The 21977-nt window shown below is 73.5% G+C and carries 16 protein-coding genes; 6 read left to right on the top strand and 10 right to left on the bottom strand.

Annotated elements, in window-relative coordinates; translation table 11 throughout:
- Positions 1–67: 67 nt before the first annotated feature.
- The 5 genes from sucD to OTB16_RS26045 form a co-directional block, all read right to left on the bottom strand.
- Positions 68–958: a succinate--CoA ligase subunit alpha gene (sucD, locus tag OTB16_RS26065; RefSeq protein WP_267723187.1), complete on the bottom strand. Its 891-nt coding sequence runs from the start codon at positions 956–958 to the stop codon at positions 68–70.
- 21 nt (positions 959–979) lie between these two features.
- Positions 980–2158 (bottom strand): ADP-forming succinate--CoA ligase subunit beta, encoded by a 1179-nt coding sequence (sucC, locus tag OTB16_RS26060; protein WP_267723186.1) that lies wholly within the window; start codon positions 2156–2158, stop codon positions 980–982.
- A gap of 337 nt (positions 2159–2495) precedes the next feature.
- A complete protein-coding gene (locus OTB16_RS26055) occupies positions 2496–3611 on the bottom strand; it encodes a VWA domain-containing protein (protein WP_267723271.1) in 1116 nt (371 codons plus the stop codon).
- 460 nt (positions 3612–4071) lie between these two features.
- Complete coding sequence (locus OTB16_RS26050; RefSeq protein WP_267723185.1) at positions 4072–6390, bottom strand: DUF5682 family protein; 2319 nt, start codon at positions 6388–6390, stop codon at positions 4072–4074.
- Positions 6387–7493: an ATP-binding protein gene (locus OTB16_RS26045; protein ID WP_267723184.1), complete on the bottom strand. Its 1107-nt coding sequence runs from the start codon at positions 7491–7493 to the stop codon at positions 6387–6389. Before OTB16_RS26045 ends, OTB16_RS26050 begins: the two co-directional genes overlap by 4 nt.
- A gap of 134 nt (positions 7494–7627) precedes the next feature.
- Here OTB16_RS26045 and OTB16_RS26040 point away from each other — a divergent pair, with 134 nt between their 5' ends.
- Positions 7628–8971 (top strand): SWIM zinc finger family protein, encoded by a 1344-nt coding sequence (locus tag OTB16_RS26040; RefSeq protein ID WP_267723183.1) that lies wholly within the window; start codon positions 7628–7630, stop codon positions 8969–8971.
- A 283-nt stretch (positions 8972–9254) separates the two neighbouring features.
- Entirely contained in the window at positions 9255–10835 is a 1581-nt protein-coding gene (locus tag OTB16_RS26035; RefSeq protein ID WP_267723182.1) for a DUF5691 domain-containing protein, read from the top strand.
- A 477-nt stretch (positions 10836–11312) separates the two neighbouring features.
- On the opposite strand, the gene OTB16_RS26030 is transcribed toward OTB16_RS26035, so the two are convergent.
- On the bottom strand, positions 11313–11714 hold the full coding sequence (locus OTB16_RS26030) for a coenzyme B12-dependent isobutyryl CoA mutase small subunit (protein WP_267723181.1): 402 nt from the start codon (positions 11712–11714) through the stop codon (positions 11313–11315).
- Between the two features lie 186 nt (positions 11715–11900).
- On the opposite strand from OTB16_RS26030, the gene OTB16_RS26025 reads away from it, so the two are divergent.
- Together OTB16_RS26025 and OTB16_RS26020 are read left to right on the top strand one after the other, a co-directional pair.
- Positions 11901–12749 carry an esterase/lipase family protein gene (locus OTB16_RS26025; protein ID WP_267723179.1) on the top strand — a complete coding sequence of 283 codons (849 nt, stop codon included), beginning with the start codon at positions 11901–11903 and terminating at the stop codon, positions 12747–12749.
- Between the two features lie 78 nt (positions 12750–12827).
- Complete coding sequence (locus OTB16_RS26020; RefSeq protein WP_420717798.1) at positions 12828–14558, top strand: M23 family metallopeptidase; 1731 nt, start codon at positions 12828–12830, stop codon at positions 14556–14558.
- A gap of 60 nt (positions 14559–14618) precedes the next feature.
- Here the strand turns inward: OTB16_RS26020 and OTB16_RS26015 are convergent, their stop codons facing one another.
- Together OTB16_RS26015 and OTB16_RS26010 are read right to left on the bottom strand one after the other, a co-directional pair.
- Entirely contained in the window at positions 14619–17306 is a 2688-nt protein-coding gene (locus OTB16_RS26015) for an ATP-dependent DNA helicase (RefSeq protein WP_267723175.1), read from the bottom strand.
- An 82-nt stretch (positions 17307–17388) separates the two neighbouring features.
- Entirely contained in the window at positions 17389–17706 is a 318-nt protein-coding gene (locus tag OTB16_RS26010) for an ArsR/SmtB family transcription factor (protein WP_267723174.1), read from the bottom strand.
- Positions 17707–17837: 131 nt separating this feature from the next.
- Here OTB16_RS26010 and OTB16_RS26005 point away from each other — a divergent pair, with 131 nt between their 5' ends.
- Both OTB16_RS26005 and OTB16_RS26000 read left to right on the top strand, forming a co-directional pair.
- A complete protein-coding gene (locus OTB16_RS26005; protein WP_267723173.1) occupies positions 17838–18743 on the top strand; it encodes an alpha/beta fold hydrolase in 906 nt (301 codons plus the stop codon).
- Between the two features lie 187 nt (positions 18744–18930).
- Positions 18931–20010 carry a C40 family peptidase gene (locus tag OTB16_RS26000; RefSeq protein WP_267723172.1) on the top strand — a complete coding sequence of 360 codons (1080 nt, stop codon included), beginning with the start codon at positions 18931–18933 and terminating at the stop codon, positions 20008–20010.
- Positions 20011–20034: 24 nt separating this feature from the next.
- Here the strand turns inward: OTB16_RS26000 and OTB16_RS25995 are convergent, their stop codons facing one another.
- On the bottom strand, positions 20035–21138 hold the full coding sequence (locus OTB16_RS25995) for an alpha/beta hydrolase (protein WP_267723171.1): 1104 nt from the start codon (positions 21136–21138) through the stop codon (positions 20035–20037).
- A 143-nt stretch (positions 21139–21281) separates the two neighbouring features.
- On the bottom strand, positions 21282–21974 hold the full coding sequence (locus tag OTB16_RS25990; protein ID WP_267723170.1) for a LuxR C-terminal-related transcriptional regulator: 693 nt from the start codon (positions 21972–21974) through the stop codon (positions 21282–21284).
- Positions 21975–21977: the final 3 nt, after the last annotated feature.

Here is a 21977-nt window from a genome sequence, read left to right as displayed (position 1 = left end):
AGGACGACGCGTCGCGACGGCACGGCACGGCACGGCACGCCCGTACACGCGTGCCTGGAAGGCGGAACTACTGCGCGGCGTTCAGGATGGCGCGCGCCAGCTCGGCCGTCTCGGTCGGCGTCTTGCCGACCTTGACGCCCGCGGCCTCGAGGGCCTCCTTCTTCGCCTGCGCGGTACCGGAGGAACCGGAGACGATGGCGCCCGCGTGGCCCATGGTCTTGCCCTCGGGGGCGGTGAAGCCCGCGACGTAGCCGACGACCGGCTTGGTGACGTGCTTGGCGATGTAGTCCGCCGCACGCTCCTCGGCGTCGCCGCCGATCTCGCCGATCATGACGATCAGGTCGGTGTCGGGGTCCGCCTCGAACGCCTCGAGGGCGTCGATGTGCGTCGTGCCGATGACCGGGTCGCCACCGATGCCGACGGCCGAGGAGAAGCCGAGGTCACGGAGCTCGTACATCATCTGGTAGGTCAGCGTGCCCGACTTGGACACGAGACCGATGCGGCCGGGCTTGGTGATGTCGCCCGGGATGATGCCGGCGTTGGACTGGCCGGGGGTGATCAGACCCGGGCAGTTCGGGCCGATGATCCGCGTCTTGTTGCCCTTGGCGGTCGCGTACGACCAGAAGGCGGCGGAGTCGTGCACCGCGATGCCCTCGGTGATGACGACGGCCAGCGGGATCTCGGCGTCGATCGCCTCGACGACGGCGGCCTTGGCGAAGGCCGGCGGGACGAAGAGGACGGACACGTTCGCGCCGGTGGCCTCGATCGCCTCCTTGACCGAGCCGAAGACCGGGACCTCGGTGCCGTCGAAGTCGACGGTCGTGCCGGCCTTGCGCGGGTTGACGCCGCCGACGATGTTGGTGCCGTCAGCCAGCATCAGCTTGGTGTGCTTCATGCCCGTGGCACCGGTCATGCCCTGGACGATGACCTTGCTGTCCTTGTTGAGGAAGATAGCCATGTGAGTCTGTGACCTCTGCCCTTACTTCGCAACCGCGAGCTCGGCGGCCTTGTCGGCCGCGCCGTCCATGGTGTCCACGCGCTGCACCAGCGGGTGGTTGGCGTCCGACAGGATCTTGCGACCCAGCTCGGCGTTGTTGCCGTCCAGACGGACGACGAGCGGCTTGGTGACCGCCTCGCCCTTCTGCTCCAGCAGCGCCAGCGCCTGGACGATGCCGTTGGCGACCTCGTCACACGCGGTGATGCCACCGAAGACGTTGACGAAGACGGACTTGACGTCCGGGTCGCCGAGGATGATCTCGAGACCGTTGGCCATGACGGCGGCGGAGGCGCCACCGCCGATGTCCAGGAAGTTGGCGGGCTTGACGCCGCCATGGTTCTCACCGGCGTACGCGACCACGTCGAGGGTGCTCATGACGAGACCCGCGCCGTTGCCGATGATGCCGACCTCGCCGTCGAGCTTCACGTAGTTGAGGTTCTTCGCCTTGGCGGCGGCCTCGAGCGGGTTCGCGGCCGCGTGGTCCACGAACTCCGCGTGGCCCGGCTGGCGGAACTCGGCGTTCTCGTCGAGCGAGACCTTGCCGTCGAGCGCGATGACGTCGCCACTGGCGACCTTCGCGAGCGGGTTGACCTCGACGAGGAGCGCGTCCTCGGCGATGAAGGTGTCCCACAGGGTCACGAGGACCTCGGCGACCTTCTCCGCGACCTCGGCCGGGAACTTCGCCTGGGCGACGATCTCGCGGGCCTTCTCGATGGTCACGCCCTCGTTGGCGTTGACCGGGACCTTCGCGAGGGCCTCGGGGGTCTTCTCCGCGACCTCCTCGATGTCCATGCCGCCCTGCACCGAGGCCATGGCCAGGAAGGTGCGGTTGGTGCGGTCGAGGAGGTACGAGACGTAGTACTCCTCAAGGATCTCGGGAGCGGTCTCGGCGATCATCACCTTGTGGACCGTGTGGCCCTTGATGTCGAGGCCGAGGATGTCCGTCGCCCGGGCGACGGCCTCGTCCGGGGTGGCGGCCAGCTTCACGCCGCCGGCCTTGCCGCGGCCGCCGACCTTCACCTGCGCCTTGACGACCGACTTGCCGCCCAGCCGCTCGGTGGCCTCGCGAGCCGCCTCAGGCGTGTCGATGACTTCACCGGCCAGCACCGGTACACCGTGCTTGGCGAAGAGGTCCCTCGCCTGGTACTCGAACAGGTCCACGCGCGTCCGTCCCTTGTCTTCAAAGATTCGCAGTGATTCGCGGTTTTCTGCTATCTGCGTGGGCGTGCCGCGGAGGGCAACGTGACGGCGCTGTCACAAGGAAGGCGCACACGGTGACCGTGGACGCGGCATGTCCGTCCCGCAGGTTATCCCCGTGGGCCGTAGGTCCCTAAATCGCAGATCACACCTGAGCGGTGATACCTGTCACAGATCGCCTCACGGTTGAGCTGGAACTTCGTGCGATCTGCCGGTTCACAGCCGTGCGCGGGGCGTACTGCCGATCGCCGGAAAGGCGGTCGGCCGATTGGCGGGAGGGCGGCCGGTGGCGGGCGCGCCGTCAGCCCGCCGGGACGGGCAGCGGCCGCTTCTCCAGCGCCGCCGCCATCACCTCCGGGAACAGGTCGGGGGTGCAGGCGAAGGCGGGTGCGCCCAGCGCGGCGAGGGCGGCGGCGTGCTCGCGGTCGTAGGCGGGGGCGCCCTCGTCCGACAGGGCGAGCAGGGTCACGAACTCGACCCCCGCCGCCTTCATCGCGGCGACCCGCTTCAGCATCTCGTCGCGTATGCCGCCCTCGTAGAGGTCGCTGATCAGGACGACCACGGTGTCGGCCGGCCGGGTGATCTTCGACTGGCAGTGGGCGAGGGCGCGGTTGATGTCGGTGCCGCCGCCGAGCTGGGTGCCGAAGAGGACGTCCACCGGGTCGTCGAGCTGGTCCGTCAGGTCCACGACGGCGGTGTCGAAGACGACGAGGCGGGTGGCGAGGGAACGCATGGAGGCGAGGACCGCACCGAAGACGGAGGCGTAGACGACGGAGGCCGCCATCGAACCCGACTGGTCGATGCAGAGGATCACCTCCTTCTTCACCGACCGCGCCGCCCGGCCGTAGCCGATGAGCCGCTCGGGCACGACGGTGCGGTGTTCGGGCAGGTAGTTCTTGAGGTTGGCGCGGATCGTGCGGTTCCAGTCGATGTCGTGGTGGCGCGGCCGGCTGATCCGGGCGGACCGGTCCAGGGCGCCGGTGAGCGTGGCCCGGGTGCGGGCCGCGAGCCGCTTCTCCAGCTGCTCGACCACCTTGCGGACCACGGCCCGCGCCGTCTCCCGCGTCGTCTCGGGCATCGCCTTGTTCAGGGAGAGCAGGGTGCCGACCAGGTGGACGTCCGGCTCGATCGCCTCCAGCATCTCCGGCTCCAGGAGCAGGGCGGACAGGCCGAGCCGCTCGATCGCGTCGCGCTGCATGACCTGGACCACCGAGGTCGGGAAGTACGTACGGATGTCCCCGAGCCAGCGGGCCACCTGCGGCGCGGACCCGCCGAGTCCGGCCGAACGCTCCCCCGACGCCTTGCGGGAGCCGCTGCCGCCACCGCCGTACAGGGCGCCGAGCGCGGCGTCCATCGCCGCGTCCCGCCCGGTGAGGGCGCACCCCGTGCCGTCCGCCTCACCCCCGCCGAGCACCATCCGCCACCGCCGCAGCCGTTCCGCCCCACCGTGCCCCCCGCCCTCGTCCGGCCCACCCGCGCCGTCCGCGCCGCCCGCGCCGCCGGGTCCGGGCGAAGCGGCCGGGCCGCCTGTCGCCGTGCCCCGCACGGGGTCCGCCGCCGTGTCCCGCGCCGCCGTACGTCCGTCCGTACCGTTCATCCGCCCGTCCCCTTGCACTCGTCGCTCGTCCGTCGTCGCTGCTCGTCCGTCGTCGCTGCTCGTCCGTCGTCGCTCGTCGCTCGTCCTGTCCGCCGGAACGGTCCGGCGGTCCCTTGCCGCACCCGTACCCGCCGCCGGCCGGGCTTCGGCCACGCCGGGCCGCATCCGCTCCGGAACCGGCCGCCCCGGCGCCCGCCGGGCCGTACCCGCGCGCGGCCCGCGCACCCCGACCGCCCGCCCGGGCGGGCGTGCCGCTCCCGCCCGGCCCCGGTGGGGGCCGTTACCCCGGCGCGGCGGGCTCGCTCCCGGGCGCGGCGCCCAGCAGCAGCCGGACCAGGTCCACCACCGCGTCGGCGCGGGCCGGGTCCAGCTCCGGGGCGAAGCCCTCGGGGGCGGCGCCCGGGCCGGTCGCCGCGGGCGGGGCACCCGGGCCCCGGCGGACCAGCTCACCGAGGGTCCGCTTCACCCCCGGTTCGTACGCACCGAACGTGCGCCGCAGCAGCGGCAGTACGTCCGTGAAGGCCCTCTCCGGCACCCCCGTCAGCCACGCGTCGATCAGCCCGAGCAGCCGCTCGTCGTGGACCAGCAGCGTGCCGCCGCCGCTGCCGCCGCCCGCGAAGCCCTCGATCCAGCCGGCCGCGTCCGCCGGAGAGGCCGCCGGGGACAGCGCCAGGCCCATCAGCCGCGCGGTCTCCTCACCCGGGAGCCGGCCGTCGTCGAGGAGCAGCCGGGCCGCCCGCCCGCGTATGAGTCCCGGGACGGTGTCCCGGGAGGCCAGCGTCCGCAGCACCGCGGACCAGCGATCCCGCAGGCCCTCGTCCGCGTCGGCGAGCAGGCCGACCGCCCCGTGCACCCCGTCGACGTGCTCCCGCAGCTCCGCGGCCGCGTCGGCGTCCAGCCCGGCCGCGCAGGCGGGCGGCAGGGCCACGCATATCCGCTCGGCGAGCCCGGACGCGACCGTGCCGAGCGCCGCCGCGTCGGTACCGCGGACGTCGCCGTACCGCAGGGAACGGGCCAGGGCCGGCAGGGCCTTGGCGAGGCGTGCCACGTCGGTGTCCAGCGCGGCGCGGTCCGCGAGGGCCCGCAGGACGGCGGGCAGCGCGTCGGAGAGGCCCGCCAGCAGGCACCGCTCGGCCAGCGCGGTCACCTCGCCCAGCTCCCGCGCGCCCGCCGCGTCGGCCTCGGCCCGGGCGGTGGCCGCCGCGAGGACGGTGGTGCCCCAGATCCCGGCCTCGGCGACCCGTACCGACAGCTCCGGCTCCCAGCGCAGCCGCCAGGTCTCGCGGAACGTCCCGGTGCTGCCCCGCGAGGCGGTGGGCGTGCCCCAGTCGACGCCGAGCAGCCGCAGCCGGTGCAGCAGCAGGGACTTGGCCGCGTCGGTGTCCTTGCGCAGGTCGAGCTCCAGCTCCCGGTCCTGGGCCTCGGCCTTGAGGCGCAGCGAGCGCTGCTGCCGGGTCAGGTCCCGCATCAGCGGGACGGCCGGCGCCGCGTCCGGGACCTCGCCGAGCACGTCGCCGACGACGAGGCGGTCCTCGATCAGCGCGAGCGGTATGTCGGAGCCGTCGCACATCACGGCCCGGACCGCCTCCAGGGTCTCGGTCAGGCCGGCCAGCGGCCGCCCCCGCAGCGCGGCCAGGGTGCCGGCCAGCCGGACGGCCTCGATGACGTGCGCCGGGGAGACCTGCCGGTCCTCCTCCCGCAACAGTCCGGCGACCTTGGTCAGCCAGCGCTCCACGGGCCGGTCGGGGGCCGCGAAGAGGTGGGCGTACCAGCCGGGCGAGGCGATGCCGGCGCCGTAGCCGCCGGCCCGGGCGAGCCGGCGGTGGGTCCAGGGCACCCAGGTGGTCTCCACCTTGACCTTGGGCAGGCCCGTGAGCAGCGCCTTGTCCGCCGCGACCGTGGTCTTCGCCCGCAGGGCCGGAACGTGCCAGGCCCCGCAGACCACGGCGTACGCGTCGCCGAACTCCCGGCGGGCTGCCCGCATCCGCTGCCGCATGTGCGCCTCGCGGATCAGGTCCCGGGAGTGGCCTCCGTCGCCGTAGGCCTCGCGCAGGGCGCCCATGGCCTCGCCGAGGGCCTCGAACGCGCCGAGCGGGTCGTACCGCTCCCCCGGGGTCCCGCGGTGCTCGACGACGTCTTCCCACCAGCGCTCGGGGTCGTCGTACCCGGCGGTCTCGGCCAGCACGGCGAGGGGGTCCAGCCGTACGGGGTCGAGCCGTACGGAGTCCCGCGCACCGGAGTCCCGTTCGCCCTCGGGCTCCCCTGCGGCGGCCAGGGTGTGCGCGGCCGGGAGGTCGATGAACCGCACCGGTACGCCGGCCTCCTGGGCCCAGCGGACGGCGACCCACTCCGGGGAGAAGTCGGCCAGCGGCCAGAACGCGGCCCGCCCGGGGTCGTCGGCGGCGTGGGCGAGCAGGGCGACGGGCGGCCGCATCCCGGGGTCGGCGGCGAGGTCCAGCAGGGCGTCCCCCTCGGGCGGTCCCTCGACCAGCACCGCCCGCGGCCCGGCGGCGTCGAGGGCGGCCCTTACGGCGCGGGCCGATCCGGGCCCGTGGTGCCGTACGCCGAGCAGCAGTGGCCCCGGTGCGGCCGGTGTCACGGGGTCACCTCCCGGCAGGCGCGGTAGAAGTCCTTCCAGCCGTCGCGCTCGCGCACCACGGCCTCGAGGTACTCCTGCCAGACGACCTTGTCGGCGGCGGGGTCGCGGACGACGGCGCCGAGGATTCCGGCCGCCACGTCGGAGGGGCGCAGGACGCCGTCGCCGAAGTGGGCGGCGAGCGCCAGCCCGCCGGTGACGACGGAGATGGCCTCGGCGGTGGACAGGGTGCCGCTGGGCGACTTGACCTTGGTGCGGCCGTCGTCGGTGACGCCGTCGCGCAGCTCCCGGAAGACGGTGACGACGCGGCGGATCTCCTCCAGGCCCTCGGGCGCGGCGGGCAGGTCGAGGGCTCGGCCCATCTGGTCGACGCGGCGGGCGACGATGTCGACCTCGGCGTCGGCGGTGGCGGGCAGCGGCAGGACGACGGTGTTGAACCGGCGGCGCAGGGCGCTGGAGAGCTCGTTGACCCCGCGGTCGCGGTCGTTGGCGGTGGCGATGAGGTTGAAGCCGCGGACGGCCTGCACCTCGTCGCCCAGCTCGGGTATCGGGAGGGTCTTCTCGGACAGGACGGTGATGAGGGAGTCCTGGACGTCGGCGGGGATGCGGGTGAGCTCCTCGACGCGGGCGGTCATGCCCTCGGCCATGGCCCGCATGACGGGGCTGGGGACGAGGGCCTCGCGGCTGGGGCCGTGGGCGAGGAGGCGGGCGTAGTTCCAGCCGTAGCGGATGGCTTCCTCGGGGGTGCCGGCGGTGCCCTGGACGAGGAGGGTGGAGTCTCCGCTGACGGCGGCCGCGAGGTGTTCCGACACCCAGGTCTTGGCGGTGCCGGGGACGCCGAGGAGGAGCAGGGCGCGGTCGGTCGCCAGGGTGGTGACGGCCACCTCGACGATGCGGCGCGGTCCGACGTACTTGGGCGTGACGACCGTGCCGTCGGGCAGTTCGCCGCCGAGCAGGTAGGTGGCCACGGCCCACGGGGAGAGTTTCCAGCGGGCCGGACGGGGCCGGTCGTCGGCTGCTTCCAGGGCTTTCAGTTCGTGTGCGAAGGCGTCTTCCGCGTGCGGTCGAAGTGCCTCGGTGCCGGTGTTCGTCTCGGGCATGGTCATGCTCCCCCTCCAATGCTCGGCAGCCGTTCCCGACTGCTGTGTCCACGGTGCACCACACCACTGACAACGCGCCTTGTTCGAGGCTTTGTTGCAGGTCAGGGCGATTGTCAGTGGGGTTCCGTACGGTGGTTCACATGACTGAGCAGGGGGTCCGCTGGACAGCGGAACAGGTACTGGCTCTGGCTCCTGACGATGCCTCGCGCAAGGCGGGGGGCAGACTCGGCGGGGCGGGGTCGTGGTCACAGACCGGAGGTTCCGCTTCCGGTTCTGTGTGGGGGTTGTGCAAGGGCAGCGGCAGCAAGCCGTACCAGACGGTCGTGGACCTGACGGGACCGGCGTACAAGTGCTCTTGTCCGAGCCGGAAGTTCCCGTGCAAGCACGCGCTGGGGCTGCTGCTGCTCTGGTCCGCCGAGGGGGCGGGCGAGCCCGGCGAGGCGCCGGACTGGGCTTCGCGATGGCTCGCCTCGCGGGAGGAGAAGGCCGTGCGGACGGCCGCCGGACCGGCCCGGCCGGTGGACGAGGAGGCGGCCAGGCGCCGGGCCGGGCGCCGGGCGGCGCGCGTCGGCGCCGGCGTCGCGGAGCTGGAGCAGCGGCTGACCGACCTGCTGCGCGGGGGCCTCGCGGGCCAGGAGCAGGCGGGGTACGCGGCGTGGGAGGAGACCGCTGCCCGCATGGTCGATGCCCAGGCGCCCGGACTGGCCGGTCGGGTCAGGGAGTTGGGGACGATACCCAGTTGCGGGCCCGGCTGGCCCGCAAGGATGCTGGAGGAGGCGGCGCTGCTGCACCTGCTGGACCGGGCCTGGTTGGGGGTGGAAGGGCTTCCGGAACAGCTCGCTGCGACCGTGCGCAGCCGGGTGGGACTGCCGGCCTCCGGGGAGGGGGAGGCCGTACGGGACCGCTGGCAGGTGCTCGCCCAGTACGACTCGGTGTCGCCGGACGGCCGGCTCACCACCCGCCGGATATGGCTGCGCGGGCTGGGGGGCGGGCGGCCCGCGCTGGTGCTGGACTTCGGTCCGCCGGGGCGGCCGCCGGGGCTGGCGCTGCCGGTCGGGCTGGTGCTGGAGGCGGAGGTTCGCTTCCGGCCGGGTTCGGCGGGATTGCGGGCGGACCTCGGTGAGCGGTCCGCGGCGGTGGCGCCGTACGCGGAGGTTCCGGCCGGCGTGACCACGGGGGCGGCGCTGGAGGCGTACGGGGCGGCGCTGCGGCAGGACCCGTGGCTGGAGTCCTGGCCGGTGGTGCTGGGGCCGGTGGTCCCGGTGCCGGGGGAACTCGGCTGGCAGCTGGCGGACGCGCGGGGAACCTGCGCCCTGCCGGTGCCCCTCAGCGGGCCGGGCAGCCGGTCCCGCGGGGGCCTGTGGCAGCTGGCGGCGCTGTCGGGCGGGGGCCCGCTGACCGTGTTCGGTGAATGCGGCCACCGGGGGTTCACCCCGCTGACGGCCTGGCAGCCGGGCTCGGCCGAGCCCGTCCCGCTGGTCTGACGGGACGGGGAACAAAGGGAAATCGCTGGGGGCCTGGGGGCCCGTATGCCGTCGCCGCAGGCGGCGGGGAGGGGATCGGTACGCGGCGCGGGGGCGCCGTACGGGGAGGGAGCGGCGGCGCGGGGGCGCCGGCGTGCGACAACGAGACAGCCGGGGGGCTCTTGTGAACGACAACCACGCCAGCTAGCGGGCGAACCGACCGACGGACGACGTGTACACAGACTGCTCCGGTCCCGCGGAGGGGGCGGGACCGGAGCACCGGCACAGGAGAGGGAGGGGTCCGATGGAGAAGCCCGACGAGGAGTACGGGGACTGGGAGGCGCTGGTCGGCGCCGCGCTGCTGGGCACCGACCGGCGGCGGGGCGGGGGCCCCGCCGGCTCGCCGCAGGCACTGCTGGACGCGGCCGCCGTGCACGCCGTACGGCGGCGGGCCGGGCTCCGGCCCGCCGAGGCGGCCGCCCGGCCGGACCCCGCAGCGCGCGATCCGCGGCCGGCCCCGCCGGACGCGGCGCGGCGGCGCCTCGCGCAGCTGCTGGCCGGCCGGACCGCCGGGAACGGGTCCGGCCGCCGGGGGGCGACGCCCGACCTGACGGAACTGCTGCCGCAGTGGCTGGCCGCCGCCGCGCGGCACGGGTACCGCTCACCGGCCGCGCTCGTACCGGCGTTGCTGGACGCCGCCCGGGCCCGTACGGACCTGCGGCCGCAGGCGCTGGCCCTGGCCGGCGCGCGGGGACTGTGGCTGGCCCGGCTCAACCCCGACTGGCGGTTCGCCCTGCGCGGCGGGGCGGGCGGCGCGGGGGAACTGCCGGAGGCGACCGATCCGGCGGGGGTGGAGCGGCTCTGGCAGGAGGGGCTGTTCGCCGAGCGGGTGGCGCTGCTGGGCCTCGTACGGGCGCACGAGCCGGCGGCGGCGCTGCGGCTGCTGCAGACGACCTGGTCCACGGAGCGGGCCGAGGACCGGCTGATGTTCCTGGACTCGCTGCGGGCGGGGCTGTCCGACGCGGACGAACCGTTCCTGGAGGCGGCCCTCGGCGACCGCAGCCGCAACGTCCGGGCCACGGCCGCCGAGCTGCTGTCGGCGCTGCCCCGGTCGGCGCTGGCCGCGCGGATGGCGAAGCGGGCCCTGGCCTGCGTGAGCCCCGACGGGGTGGTCCCGCCGGCCGAGTGCGACGCCGGGATGCTGCGGGACGGCGTGGTCAAGCGGCCGCCCGCCGGGCGCGGTGAGCGGGCCTGGTGGCTCGGGCAGTTGGTCGAGGCGGCGCCGCTGTCCTGCTGGGGGGAGCGGTTCGGGGGACTCGGCCCGGCGGACATCGTGGCCCTGCCGGTGGCCGCGGGAGAGGGCTGGGCGGAGGAACTGCATGCGGCGTGGTGCCGGGCGGCGGTGCGCCAGCGCGACGCGCCGTGGTCGCGGGCCCTGCTGGGCGCGCCGTCCGCGCCGCCCGCGGCGGGGCCGGGTACGCCGTCCCTGGCGGAGCGGGCGAAGCTGCTGGAGACCCTGCCGGACGGGGAACGGGCGGCATGGGTGGCGGAGTTCATACGGGCCCACGGCCTGTCGGAGGCGTTCCAGCTGCTCGGCGTGTGCGTGGTCCCGTGGGCCGGGACGCTGGGCCGGGCAGTGGTGGAGGCACTGGACTCGGCGCGGGAGGCGGGCAGCTACCCGTGGAGCTTCAGCGGGGTGATGGGCCTGGCGGAACGCTGCCTCGACCCGGCGGAGGCCGGTTCCCTGGAGGCCCTGACCGCTGCCGCGCAGGATCCGCCGGACGCCTCACCGGGGGCTGCCGCGTACTGGTCCGAGGCCTTCCAACGGCTCACGGCCACGCTGCGGTTGCGCGCCACGATGCTCACGGAACTCACCCCGACCTGACCCCACCGCCCCGACCGGCCCGCTCCCGGCCGCCGCGCCCCGGCCGGGAGCGCACACGGACCCGCACCAGGCCGGGCGCGGCGACGGGACGGACGGGCGCGCCGGACGCAGCCCGCGCAGGCAGGCCAGGACCGGCGCGAGTCGCCGACGCGCCGACGCGCCGACGCGGCCCGAACCTGGCCCGACCCGGAACGGGCACGGACCAACTCAGCCCGGAACCCACCCGAGCCCAACCGGCGGCGGCGCGGCCCGGCACGCCCACGCGCGAGCCCGGCCGGCGCAAGCCCGGGACCAGAACGGCCCGAGCCCAACCGGCGCAAGCACAAGCAGGCGCACCAACGCAGCGGAGGACCGGAACGGACGCAGGCCGGAACGGACGCAGGCCGGAACGGACGCAGGCCCGCCCGCCGCGGGCAGCGCAGGCCGCGTCAGCGGCGGGGGCTCGGCCGGGTCAGGCCCGCCGCCCCCGCCGGGACGCTACTGGCGGACGTTTCCGCGGACCCAGTCCACGATCGCCGTCGTCGTCGCGCCCGGGGTGAAGATCTCGGCCACGCCCTTCGCCTTCAGCGGGGCGATGTCGTCCTCCGGGATGATCCCGCCGCCGAAGACCTTGATGTCCTCCGCGTCGCGCTCCTTGAGGAGCTCCAGGACGCGCGCGAACAGCGTGTTGTGCGCGCCGGAGAGGATCGAGAGGCCGATCGCGTCGGCGTCCTCCTGAATGGCGGTGTCCACGATCTGCTCGGGGGTCTGGTGGAGGCCGGTGTAGATGACCTCCATGCCCGCGTCCCGCAGCGCCCTCGCGATCACCTTGGCACCGCGGTCGTGGCCGTCGAGACCCGGCTTGGCCACCACCACACGGATCGGACCGGTCACACCCATCGCACTGCCTCCCGAGTGAACGAACGTTAAGTACAGCATCGCGCACGCCACCGTTTCGCGGTCAACCGGGAGGGGGAAATCACACGTGGGACGGCGTTGATTCACCGGCCGCGCCACCGCGCCGACAGCCGCACGGCACGGGGGCGCGGCCGGCGTCCGTCCCAAGAGGCTCAGGGGAGGCCTTCGATGGCGCTGTCCATACCCTTGTCCGGCGCCGCGCTGCGGGCGGGCGCGCTCGAGGTCGTCGTGCTGGGCGGGCACCTGCTGCTCTACCCCACCGGAGTGTGCCAGGAGAAGATCCCCGCCGCGCCGCGCGCGACACGCCCGCCCGCGACACGCCCGCCCGTACTCCTGCTCCACGGGTTCACCGACAACCGCTCCGTCTTCGTCCTGCTGCGCCGCGCCCTTGGGGCGGACGGCCTGAGGCACGTGGAGGCGTACAACTACTCGCCCTTCACCCGCGACCTGCGCGTCACCGCCCGTCACCTCGCCCGGCGCGTCGACGAGCTGCGCGAACGCACCGGGCAGGACCGGGTGGACCTGGTCGGCCACAGCCTGGGCGGACTGGTCGGGCGCTACTACGTCCAGCGCCTCGGCGGCGACGCCCGCGTCCGGACCCTCGTCACGCTCGGCACCCCGCACTCCGGCACGCGCGTCGCCCCGTTCCTGAACGCGCTCCCGCTGGTGCGGCAGATGCGCCCCGGCTCCGAGGTGCTGGCCGAGCTGGCCGAGCCCGCGCCCGGCTGCGCGACCCGCTGTGTGGCGTTCTGGAGCGAGTTCGACGCGGTGATGTCTCCCGTCGGGACGGCCCGGATCGAGCATCCGGACCTCCGCGTGGAGAACGTGCAGGTCAAAGGCATCGGACACCTCGCGCTCCCCGCCCACCCGACGGTCATCGCGGCGGTCCGGCTCGCCTTGGACGGAGCCGCGCCGACCGCCGTGGCAACCGCCGCGCCGACGGCCGCACCGACGACCGTGGCAACCGCCGCGCCGATCGCGGCGCTCCCGGGGGCGGGGGCGTCTTCCGTCGCGTAGCCAATCGGCGTCCACCAGTCGAACGTATTTCGAACTCAAGGCCAAGGCCGCGTCTTTCAGCGACCGAAAGACGGCTGAATGCCCGGTTCCGGGAATACCGGAACCCGTCGAAGATTGTCGTTGCCAGTAACCGGCGGGTACAGTCACGCCACTGCTCTCCTCCGGGGAATCACACATTCCCCGGCCACCCAGGCCCCCACCGCCGAGGCGAAAGAGAAGTTGGTGAACGACCGCCCCCCGTCGGGCCAGTATCCGAATGTTGGGTACGACGGCCTGACCACCACCACTTTCGCTGGTGACTCGTCCTACGTTTCCTACGAATCGCAGGGTCAAGGGGTCAACTACGCGGCGTACGGCTCCTATGAGACCGGCACGTACGACTCCACCGCCTGGGCGCCCCAGGACCCGTACCTCTCCACGATCCCGAGCCAGGGCATCCCCGAGGACACGACGGGCCAGTGGGACGCGAGCGCGTGGAACACGCAGGGCACCGACCACTCCGGTTACGCGACGGAGTACCAGCAGCCCGCCGCCTTCGGCTACGACACGTCCGCCGAGCAGACCGGCCACTGGGCGGTCCCGGGATACGGCACCACCCTCGGCACCGAGACCGGCGCCTACGACGCCACCGCCTGGAACACCGTGCCGGAGCCCCAGGCCCCGGCACCGGCCCAGCCCGAGGCGGCGTACGGGTACGAGTACGCGCAGCACCCCCAGCAGGAGCACCCGCAACAGGATTACGCACCGCAGGAACACGCACAGCAGGGGTACGCGCCGGACTACACGTACGAGACGTACGAGACTCCCGCCCCGTACGCCTACGAAGCCCCGGCGCCCGGCACCGGAGCGGTGACCGAAGCCGACTTCGCCGAGTACAGCGAGACCTCCGTCTTCGAGGTGCTCTCCGACGGGACGGACGGGATCGACGGCCCGCCCGCGCCTCCCGCGGTCCACGACCTCCCCACCCAGGCCATGCCGATCACCCCGGCGCCCCCGCGCTCCACCCGCCGGACCGCCACCAAGGGCGCCGCGAAGACGAAGGCCGCCCCCAAGCCGGCCGGCGGTTCGAGCCGCCGCCGCACCCCCGCGAAGCGTTCCGCCCTGCTGACCGTGGCCGTTCCCTCGGCCTGCGTGATGGGCGTCGCGGGCGTCGCCGCCGCCTCCGTCGGCAACCTCACCGGGGCGGAGAAGCCAGCCGAGGACACCACCACGCTGGCCGCACCCGACCCGGCCTCGGTGCAGCCGGTCGCGGCGAACACCAAGCTCGACACCCAACTGGCCGCGCTCAGCGCCGACGCGGGCGACTTCGCGGACCGCGCGAGCCGCACGCAGGAGCGCATCGACCTGCGCCAGCGCCAGGACGAGGAGAAGAAGAAGAAGGCGGAGGAGGCCGCGGCCAAGGAAGCGGCCCGCCCCAAGTTCTCGCTCCCCGTCGCACAGCAGGGCCTCAGCGCCAACTACGGGCAGGCCGGCGGCATGTGGATGTCCGTGCACACCGGCATCGACTTCCCGGTCTCCTACGGGACCCCGGTCATGGCCGCCACCGACGGCACCGTGCGCACCCAGTACAACAGCGCCTACGGGAACATGGCCATCGTGACCTCGGCCGACGGAACCGAGACCTGGTACTGCCACCTCAGCAGCACCAAGATCCGGGGCGGCAAGGTCAAGGCGGGCGAGGTCATCGCCTACGCCGGCAACTCCGGCAACTCCACCGGCCCGCACCTCCACTTCGAGGTACGCCCCGGCGGCGGGGCCTCGATCGACCCCCTGTCGTGGCTCCGCAGCCACGGCCTGGACCCCACGTAACCCCCACCCGCCAGGCGGCGGGGCCCGGCCCGCGGGGTCCGTGCCTGCGGGGGCCGCGTCCTACAGCTTCTGCACCGGTGCGTAGCGCAGCAGCAGCCGCTTCGGCTTGTCGTCACCGAAGTCGATGGTGGCCTGCGCGCCCGCTCCCTTGACCTCCATGACGGTGCCGAGCCCGAACTGGTCGTGCGTGACCCGGTCTCCGACCACCAGCGCGACGACCGGCTTGTCGGTCGCCCGGCGCGTGGCGAAGCCGGAGGGGCCCGACTTCGTGCGCGACGAGGACAGGAACGACTCGGGCGAGGTGCCGAACGTCGCCTTGCCGCCGCCGGAGCCCGAACCGTAGCCCGACCCCGACCCGTAGCTTGAGCCCGACCCGTAGCCGGAGCCGGAACTGCGCATGGGACCGGCCGGCTTCTGCGAGGCGCCGGTGCGCTTCCACGTCAGGTACTCGGCCGGGATCTCCTCCAGGAACCGCGACGGCGGGTTGTACGAGGGCGTCCCCCACGCGCTGCGCATCGAGGAGCGGGTCAGGTACAGCCGCTCCCGCGCACGCGTGATCCCGACGTACGCGAGGCGGCGCTCCTCCTCCAGCTCCTTGGTCTGGCCGAGCGCGCGCATGTGCGGGAAGACCCCGTCCTCCATGCCGGTCACGAAGACCACCGGGAACTCGAGGCCCTTGGCGGTGTGCAGGGTCATCAGCGTGATGACGCCCGAGCCGTCCGTCTCCTCGTCCGGGATCTGGTCGGAGTCGGCGACGAGCGCGACCTGCTCCAGGAACTGGGCGAGCGTCCCGGGCCCGGCGGCCTCGGCCGCCGCATCCCCCTCGTCGAAGCCGCCCTCGTCGACACCGCCCGCTCCGGCACCGTCCGGTCCGACGACGTCACCGCCGGGGCCGGCGTCCTGAGCGGCGGCGCCGTCCGGTGCCGCCTCGGAGCCGGCCTCGGCCTCGGCATCCGCCTCCGCGGCCGCGGCCTCGCGCGCCTGCTCGAACTCCAGCGCCACCGCCGCCAGTTCCTGAAGGTTCTCGATCCGCGTCTCGTCCTGCGGGTCGGTCGACGCCTGGAGCTCGGCGAGGTACCCCGTACGCTCCAGCACCGCCTCAAGTACCACCGCCGGGCCCGCGCCCGAGTCGACGATCGTACGGAGCTCCTCCATCAGCACGTTGAAGCGCTTCACCGCGTTCGTGGAGCGCGCCGCCATGCCGAAGGCCTCGTCCACGCGCCGCAGCGCCTGCGGGAAGGTGATCTTCTCGCGCATCGCGAGCGCGTCGATCATCGCCTCGGCGCGGTCGCCGATGCCGCGCTTGGGCACGTTCAGGATCCGGCGGAGCGGGACGTTGTCCTCGGGGTTCGCCAGGACGCGCAGGTACGCGAGGACGTCGCGCACCTCCTTGCGCTCGTAGAAGCGGACGCCGCCGACGACCTTGTAGGGCAGCCCGACCCGGATGAAGATCTCCTCGAACACGCGCGACTGCGCGTTCGTCCGGTAGAAGATCGCGACATCGCCCGCCTTGGCGTCCCCGGCGTCCGTCAGCCGGTCGATCTCGTCCGCGACGAACTGCGCCTCGTCGTGTTCGGTGTCCGCGACGTAGCCGGTGATCACGGCGCCGGTGCCGGCCTCGGTCCACAGGTTCTTGGCGCGGCGGTTCTCATTGCGCTCGATGACCGCGTTGGCCGCGGAGAGGATCGTCTGCGTGGAGCGGTAGTTCTGCTCCAGCAGGATCGTCGTCGCGTCCTGGTAGTCCTCCTCGAACTGGAGGATGTTGCGGATGGTCGCGCCGCGGAAGGCGTAGATCGACTGGTCGGCGTCGCCCACCACGCACAGCTCGGCGGGCGGCAGGTCCGGGTAGCCGGTGCCGACCAGCTCGCGCACCAGCGTGTACTGGGCGTGGTTCGTGTCCTGGTACTCGTCGACGAGGACGTGCCGGAAGCGGCGCCGGTAGTGCTCGGCGACGTCCGGAAAGGCCTGGAGCAGGTGGACGGTGGTCATGATGATGTCGTCGAAGTCGAGCGCGTTGGCCTCGCGCAGCCGGCCCTGGTACATCGCGTACGCCTGGGCGAGGGTCTTCTCGAAACCGTCGGCGGCCTGATCGGCGAAGGCTTCCTCGTCGATCAGCTCGTTCTTCAGGTTGGAGACCTTGGCGTTGAAGGCCTTCGGCGGGAACTTCTTCGGGTCCAGGTCCAGATCGCGGCAGACGAGCGCCATCAGCCGCTTGGAGTCGGCCGCGTCGTAGATCGAGAACGAGGACGTGAAGCCGAGGCGCTTGGACTCCCGGCGCAGGATGCGCACGCACGCGCTGTGGAAGGTGGACACCCACATGGCGTTGGCGCGCGGGCCGACGAGCCCCTCGACGCGCTCCTTCATCTCGCCGGCGGCCTTGTTGGTGAAGGTGATCGCCAGGATCTGGCCGGGGTGGACCTGCCGCGCCGACAGCAGGTGCCCGATGCGGTGGGTCAGCACCCGGGTCTTGCCGGAGCCCGCGCCGGCCACGATGAGCAGCGGGGACCCCGCGTGCACCACGGCGGCCCTCTGCTCCGTGTTCAGGCCTTCGAGGAGCGCGGCCGGGTCGATGACGGGCCTGGGGGCGCCGTCCCGGTAGTACGCGTCCCCGGTCAGGGGCATGTCGAACCGGCCCCCGAAGAGATCGTCCGCGCCCGCTTCCGGGGCGGCGTGCTCCTCGGGCGGCGGGGGGACCTCGTCGGAGGGGGTGAAGTCCGCCAGGAAACTGTCGTCAAAGAGGCTGCTCATCGCCATCCGAGTCTAGGGGGCGGGACCGACAGCCGGTCCCGGGCCCGGAAAATCGCGGAATCCGGCCCGGGAGTCCCGCCCGCTACGCGCTTTCGTCCTCAAGGACGAGCCTCAGCAGCCCGGGGAACCGGGACTCCAGGTCGTCGCGGCGCAGCACGAGGTAGAGCTTGCGGCCGCGGGGCCGCTGGCAGATCACTCCGCTTTCGCGCAGTGACTTGAGGTGGTGGGTGACGCTCGACCTGGGCAGGTCCGGCACGACCTCACCGCAGAAGGCCTCCTCGCCGGAGGCCAGCCTGCGGACGATCTCCAGCCGGACGGGGTGGCCGAGCGCCGCGAGCACGTCGACCAGGGCGATGCGGTCGGCGGCGGGGTGGGCCGGTTCGGCGGCGGTGACAGCCATGGACCCACTGTACGGAAATCTCGTACGGGGCGGCACCGACCCTTGCCGGACTGTTCGAAGATCTCGTACAGTCGCGGCATCGTACGAAAACTTCGTACGGTCACTCCCTCCGAGGACACCAGGACACCCCCATGCCCGCGCACTCCCCCCTCCCCCTCGACGACGCCTCCCTCGCCGCCTCCCTCGACGGCGGGTTCACCAGCCACCGCGCCGAGGTCAACGGCACCCGCCTACACTTCGTGGACAGCGGCCCCGAGAGCACCGGAGCACCCCTCGTCCTCCTCGGCGGCTGGCCCCAGACCTGGTGGCAGTGGCACAAGGTGATGCCGGCCCTGGCCCGCCACCACCGGGTGATCGCGGTGGACCTGCGCGGCATGGGCGGCTCCGACAAGCCCGTCGGCGGGTACGACAAGAAGACGATGGCCGCGGACGTCCGCGCCCTCCTCGACCACCTGTCCATCGCATCGGCGCACCTCGCCGGGCACGACATCGGCGCGATGGTCGCCTACGCCCACGCCGCCAACCACCCCGCGGCGACCCGCCGCGTGGCCCTCCTCGACGTGGCCCACCCGGACGAGGACTGGGCCAGGATGCCCCTGCTCCCCCAGCCCGGGGTCATCCACCTGTGGTGGTTCGCCCTCAACCAGGTGCACGGCCTGCCCGAGCAGCTCCTCGCCGGCCGCTACCACCACCTCCTGGACTGGCTGTTCACCCACGGCGCCGCCGACCCGGCCGCCATCGACGCGCGTTCCCGGGCGGTGTACGCCCTCGCGTACGACTCCCCGGACGCGATCCGGGCCGGAAACGACTGGTACCGGACCTTCGGGCAGGACATCGCCGACCTCGCCACGTACGCCCCGGTGACCGGCCCGCTGCTCGCCCTCGGCGGCGAGCACAGCAACTACGAGCTGCTCACCCATGCCGTCCCGGCGCTGGGCGCCGACACCCGGGTCGTCCGCATCGACGGCAGCGGCCACTACCTCCCGGAGGAGCAGCCGGAGGCCGTCGTCGCCGAGCTGACGCGATTCTTCGGCTGATCACACCGGGCCGGACCGGCAGCGGTCAATATCCTCACCGCCGTCCTCCGGCATCGATCCGCTCCGGTCCCGTGCGACCACATCCGGTCGCATCAGGCCACTTGCGATCACCCTTCATCTGCCCGTTACCTCCGGGTCTAGCGTCCTCCTCCAGCAAGCACCGACAGAGGAAGGACGTGAGGCCCGCGTGGCCAGTCACCGAAAGCCCAGGCAGCGCCCGTTCTCCGGCGGCACCGTACGGACCGCCGCCACCCTCGCCCTCGCGGGCGCTGCCACCGCGACCGCCTTCGAAGGCACCTCCCAGGCCGGCCCCCGGCCCACCCCCGCCCAGGTCGAAGCGGAGGTGAACCGGCTCTACGAGGAGGCCGAGGCCGCGACCGAGCGGTACAACGGGGCGAAGGAGCAGGCCGACGAGGCCGAGCGGGCGCTGACCGGCCTGCGCGAGGAGACCGCCCGCAAGACCGACCGGCTCAACACCGCCCGCGGCGCGCTCGGCACCCTCGCCGCCGGCCAGTACCGCGGCGGTTCCCTGGGCACCGCCGTGCGGCTCGCACTGTCCTCCAACCCGCAGGAGTACCTGGCCCAGGCCGCCTTCATCGCCCGCGCCGGCGACCGCAACGCCGCCGGGATCACCGCCGTGCGCCGCGGGCTGGACGAGGTCGGGAAACTGCGGACCCAGGCCGCCGGGCGGGTCTCCGACCTGCGTGCCAAGCGGGACGAACTCGCCGGGCACAAGGCCGAGATCCAGGCCAAGCTCGCCGCCGCCAGGCAGCAGCTGGCCAGGCTCACCGCCGAGGAGCGCGCGGCCTACGAGGCCCGGACGGCCGCCGCCACGGCCACCACCACCCCCACCCCTGCGGCCGCCTCGGCCGCCGCACCCGCGCGGCGCGCCGCGTCGGCGCCGGCGCCGGCCGACGGTTCGCGCGCCGCCCGCGCCGTGGCCTTCGCGTACGGGGCGATCGGGAAGCCGTACGTCTGGGGCGCGACGGGCCCGGGGTCCTTCGACTGCTCGGGGCTGACCCAGGCGGCCTGGCGGTCGGCCGGGGTCTCGCTCCCCCGCACCACGTACACCCAGATCAACGCGGGCCGCCGGGTCTCCCGCGACCAGCTGGCCCCCGGAGACCTGGTGTTCTTCTACTCCGGCATCACGCACGTCGGCATGTACATCGGCAACGGCCAGATGATCCACGCCCCGCGTCCGGGCTCGACGGTCCGGGTGGCCCCGCTCGACTCGATGCCCTGGGCCGGCGCCTCGCGCCCCGCCTAGACCCGCCCTGCTGGTTACGGCTGGCTACGGCGCCTTGACCTGCGTGGTCAGCCAGCCGAAGGTCTGCGGGAGCTGCTTGGACCACGACTCCAGGTTGTGACCGCCGGTCACCTTCTCCGCGTGCACCACGGTCGGGCTCTTCGCGGCGCCCTTGAGGTCCATGCCGGACAGGTAGCCGTCGTGCGCGGCCCCGGACATCCACAGGGAGACCGGCGGCGGCGTCGGCGCCACCTTGAGCAGGTTCAGCAGGTTGTGGGTGCGGCGCAGCTCCGGGTCCTGGGCGACCAGCGACGAGGGCTCCTGGCCGGGGTCGTTGTAACCGGAGAGCGAGACGGCCGCGGCGTAGCGGTCGGGGTGGGCGATGGCCAGCTTGGCGGCGCAGTACGCGCCGGCCGAGTACCCGGCCACGCCCCAGGTCCGCGCCTCGTCCGAGGCCCGGAAGTTGTCGACGACCATCTTGCGGACGTCGACGCTGAACCAGCTGTCGGCGTTGACCTTGCCGGGGAGGTTGGCGCAGCCCGTGTCGCCGTTGCCGAGCAGCATGGCGCGCGGAGAGACCAGGATGAACGGCTGCACCGTGCCGTTCTTCATCAGCGGCTCCAACACCTCGTGCGCCTTGAGCCCCTGGAACCAGGACTTGCCCGTCCCCGGGATGCCGGGGATCAGTTCGACCACCGGGAACTTCTTGTCCTTGTACGCCGGGTCGTCGTACTGCGGCGGCAGCCACACCATGACGTCGCCCTTGACCCCGGAGACCTTCCCGTCGAGCTCGGTCTTCTGGACCCGGCCGCCGAGGCCGTCCACCGGCTGGAACTGCTGGCGGACCTTCGGCGCCTCTTCCACCTTCTTCCCGCCGAGCCCGTCCGGGCCGAGGTCGGGGGCGGCGGTGACGTACTTCCCGGTGCCGAGCAGGTCGCCCCAGGAGGTGTAGAAGTTCATGTCCCGGTTGATGCCTACGAACACCAGCGCGACGGCGGTGACCTGCGCGAAGACGAGCATCGTGCCGCGGGTGGCGACGCGCACGGCGGCGGGGCCGCGCACCCTGCTCCACACGGCCAGCGGCAGGACGACGGCGGTCACGGTCAACGCGACCACCGCCACGAAGAGGGGGGTCCCCGTCAGGCTCATCACGCCATCAAAGAGGACGTCAGCGCGCCTTACGGTTGCCCACTCCCCCTGCGGCGTGGATCACACGCGCCGGACCGGTCCGGCGGACGTCCCCGCGGACCGGCCCGGCAGCCCGGACCGGACCCGCCGGTCAGACCAGCCGGTCAGACCAGCCGGCGGGCCGTCGCCCAGCGGGTCAGCTCGTGCCGGTTGGACAGCTGGAGCTTCCTGAGCACCGCCGAGACGTGCGACTCGACCGTCTTCACCGAGATGAAGAGCTGCTTGGCGATCTCCTTGTACGCGTACCCGCGCGCGATCAGCCGCAGCACCTCGCGCTCCCGCTGCGTGAGCCGGTCCAGGTCCTCGTCCACCGGCGGCGCGTCCGTCGAGGCGAACGCGTCGAGCACGAAGCCCGCCAGCCGCGGCGAGAACACCGCGTCGCCCTCCTGCACCCGGAAGACCGAGTCCACCAGGTCGGTGCCGGTGATGGTCTTGGTGACGTAGCCGCGCGCGCCGCCCCGGATGACGCCGATGACGTCCTCGGCGGCGTCCGACACCGACAGCGCGAGGAAGCGCACCGGGTTCTCGGCGGTCCCCATCAGCGGGGCGCAGCGCCGCAGCACCTCGACGCCGCCGCCGCCGGGCAGGTGCACGTCGAGCAGGACCACCTCGGGCCGGGTGGCGGTGATGACGGTGACGGCCTGGTCCACGTCGGCCGCCTCGCCGACGACCTCGACGCCGGTGCGGTCGGTCTCGCCGATCTCGGCCTGCACGCCGGTGCGGAACATGCGGTGGTCGTCGACGAGGACCACCCGGACCCGCCTGGTCGGTGCCGTGCCTGTGTTCTCGTCGGACATGCT

Source organism: Streptomyces antarcticus, assembly GCF_026627255.1.
GTDB lineage: Bacteria > Actinomycetota > Actinomycetes > Streptomycetales > Streptomycetaceae > Streptomyces > Streptomyces antarcticus.
This window is presented reverse-complemented; position numbering and strand designations above follow the sequence as displayed.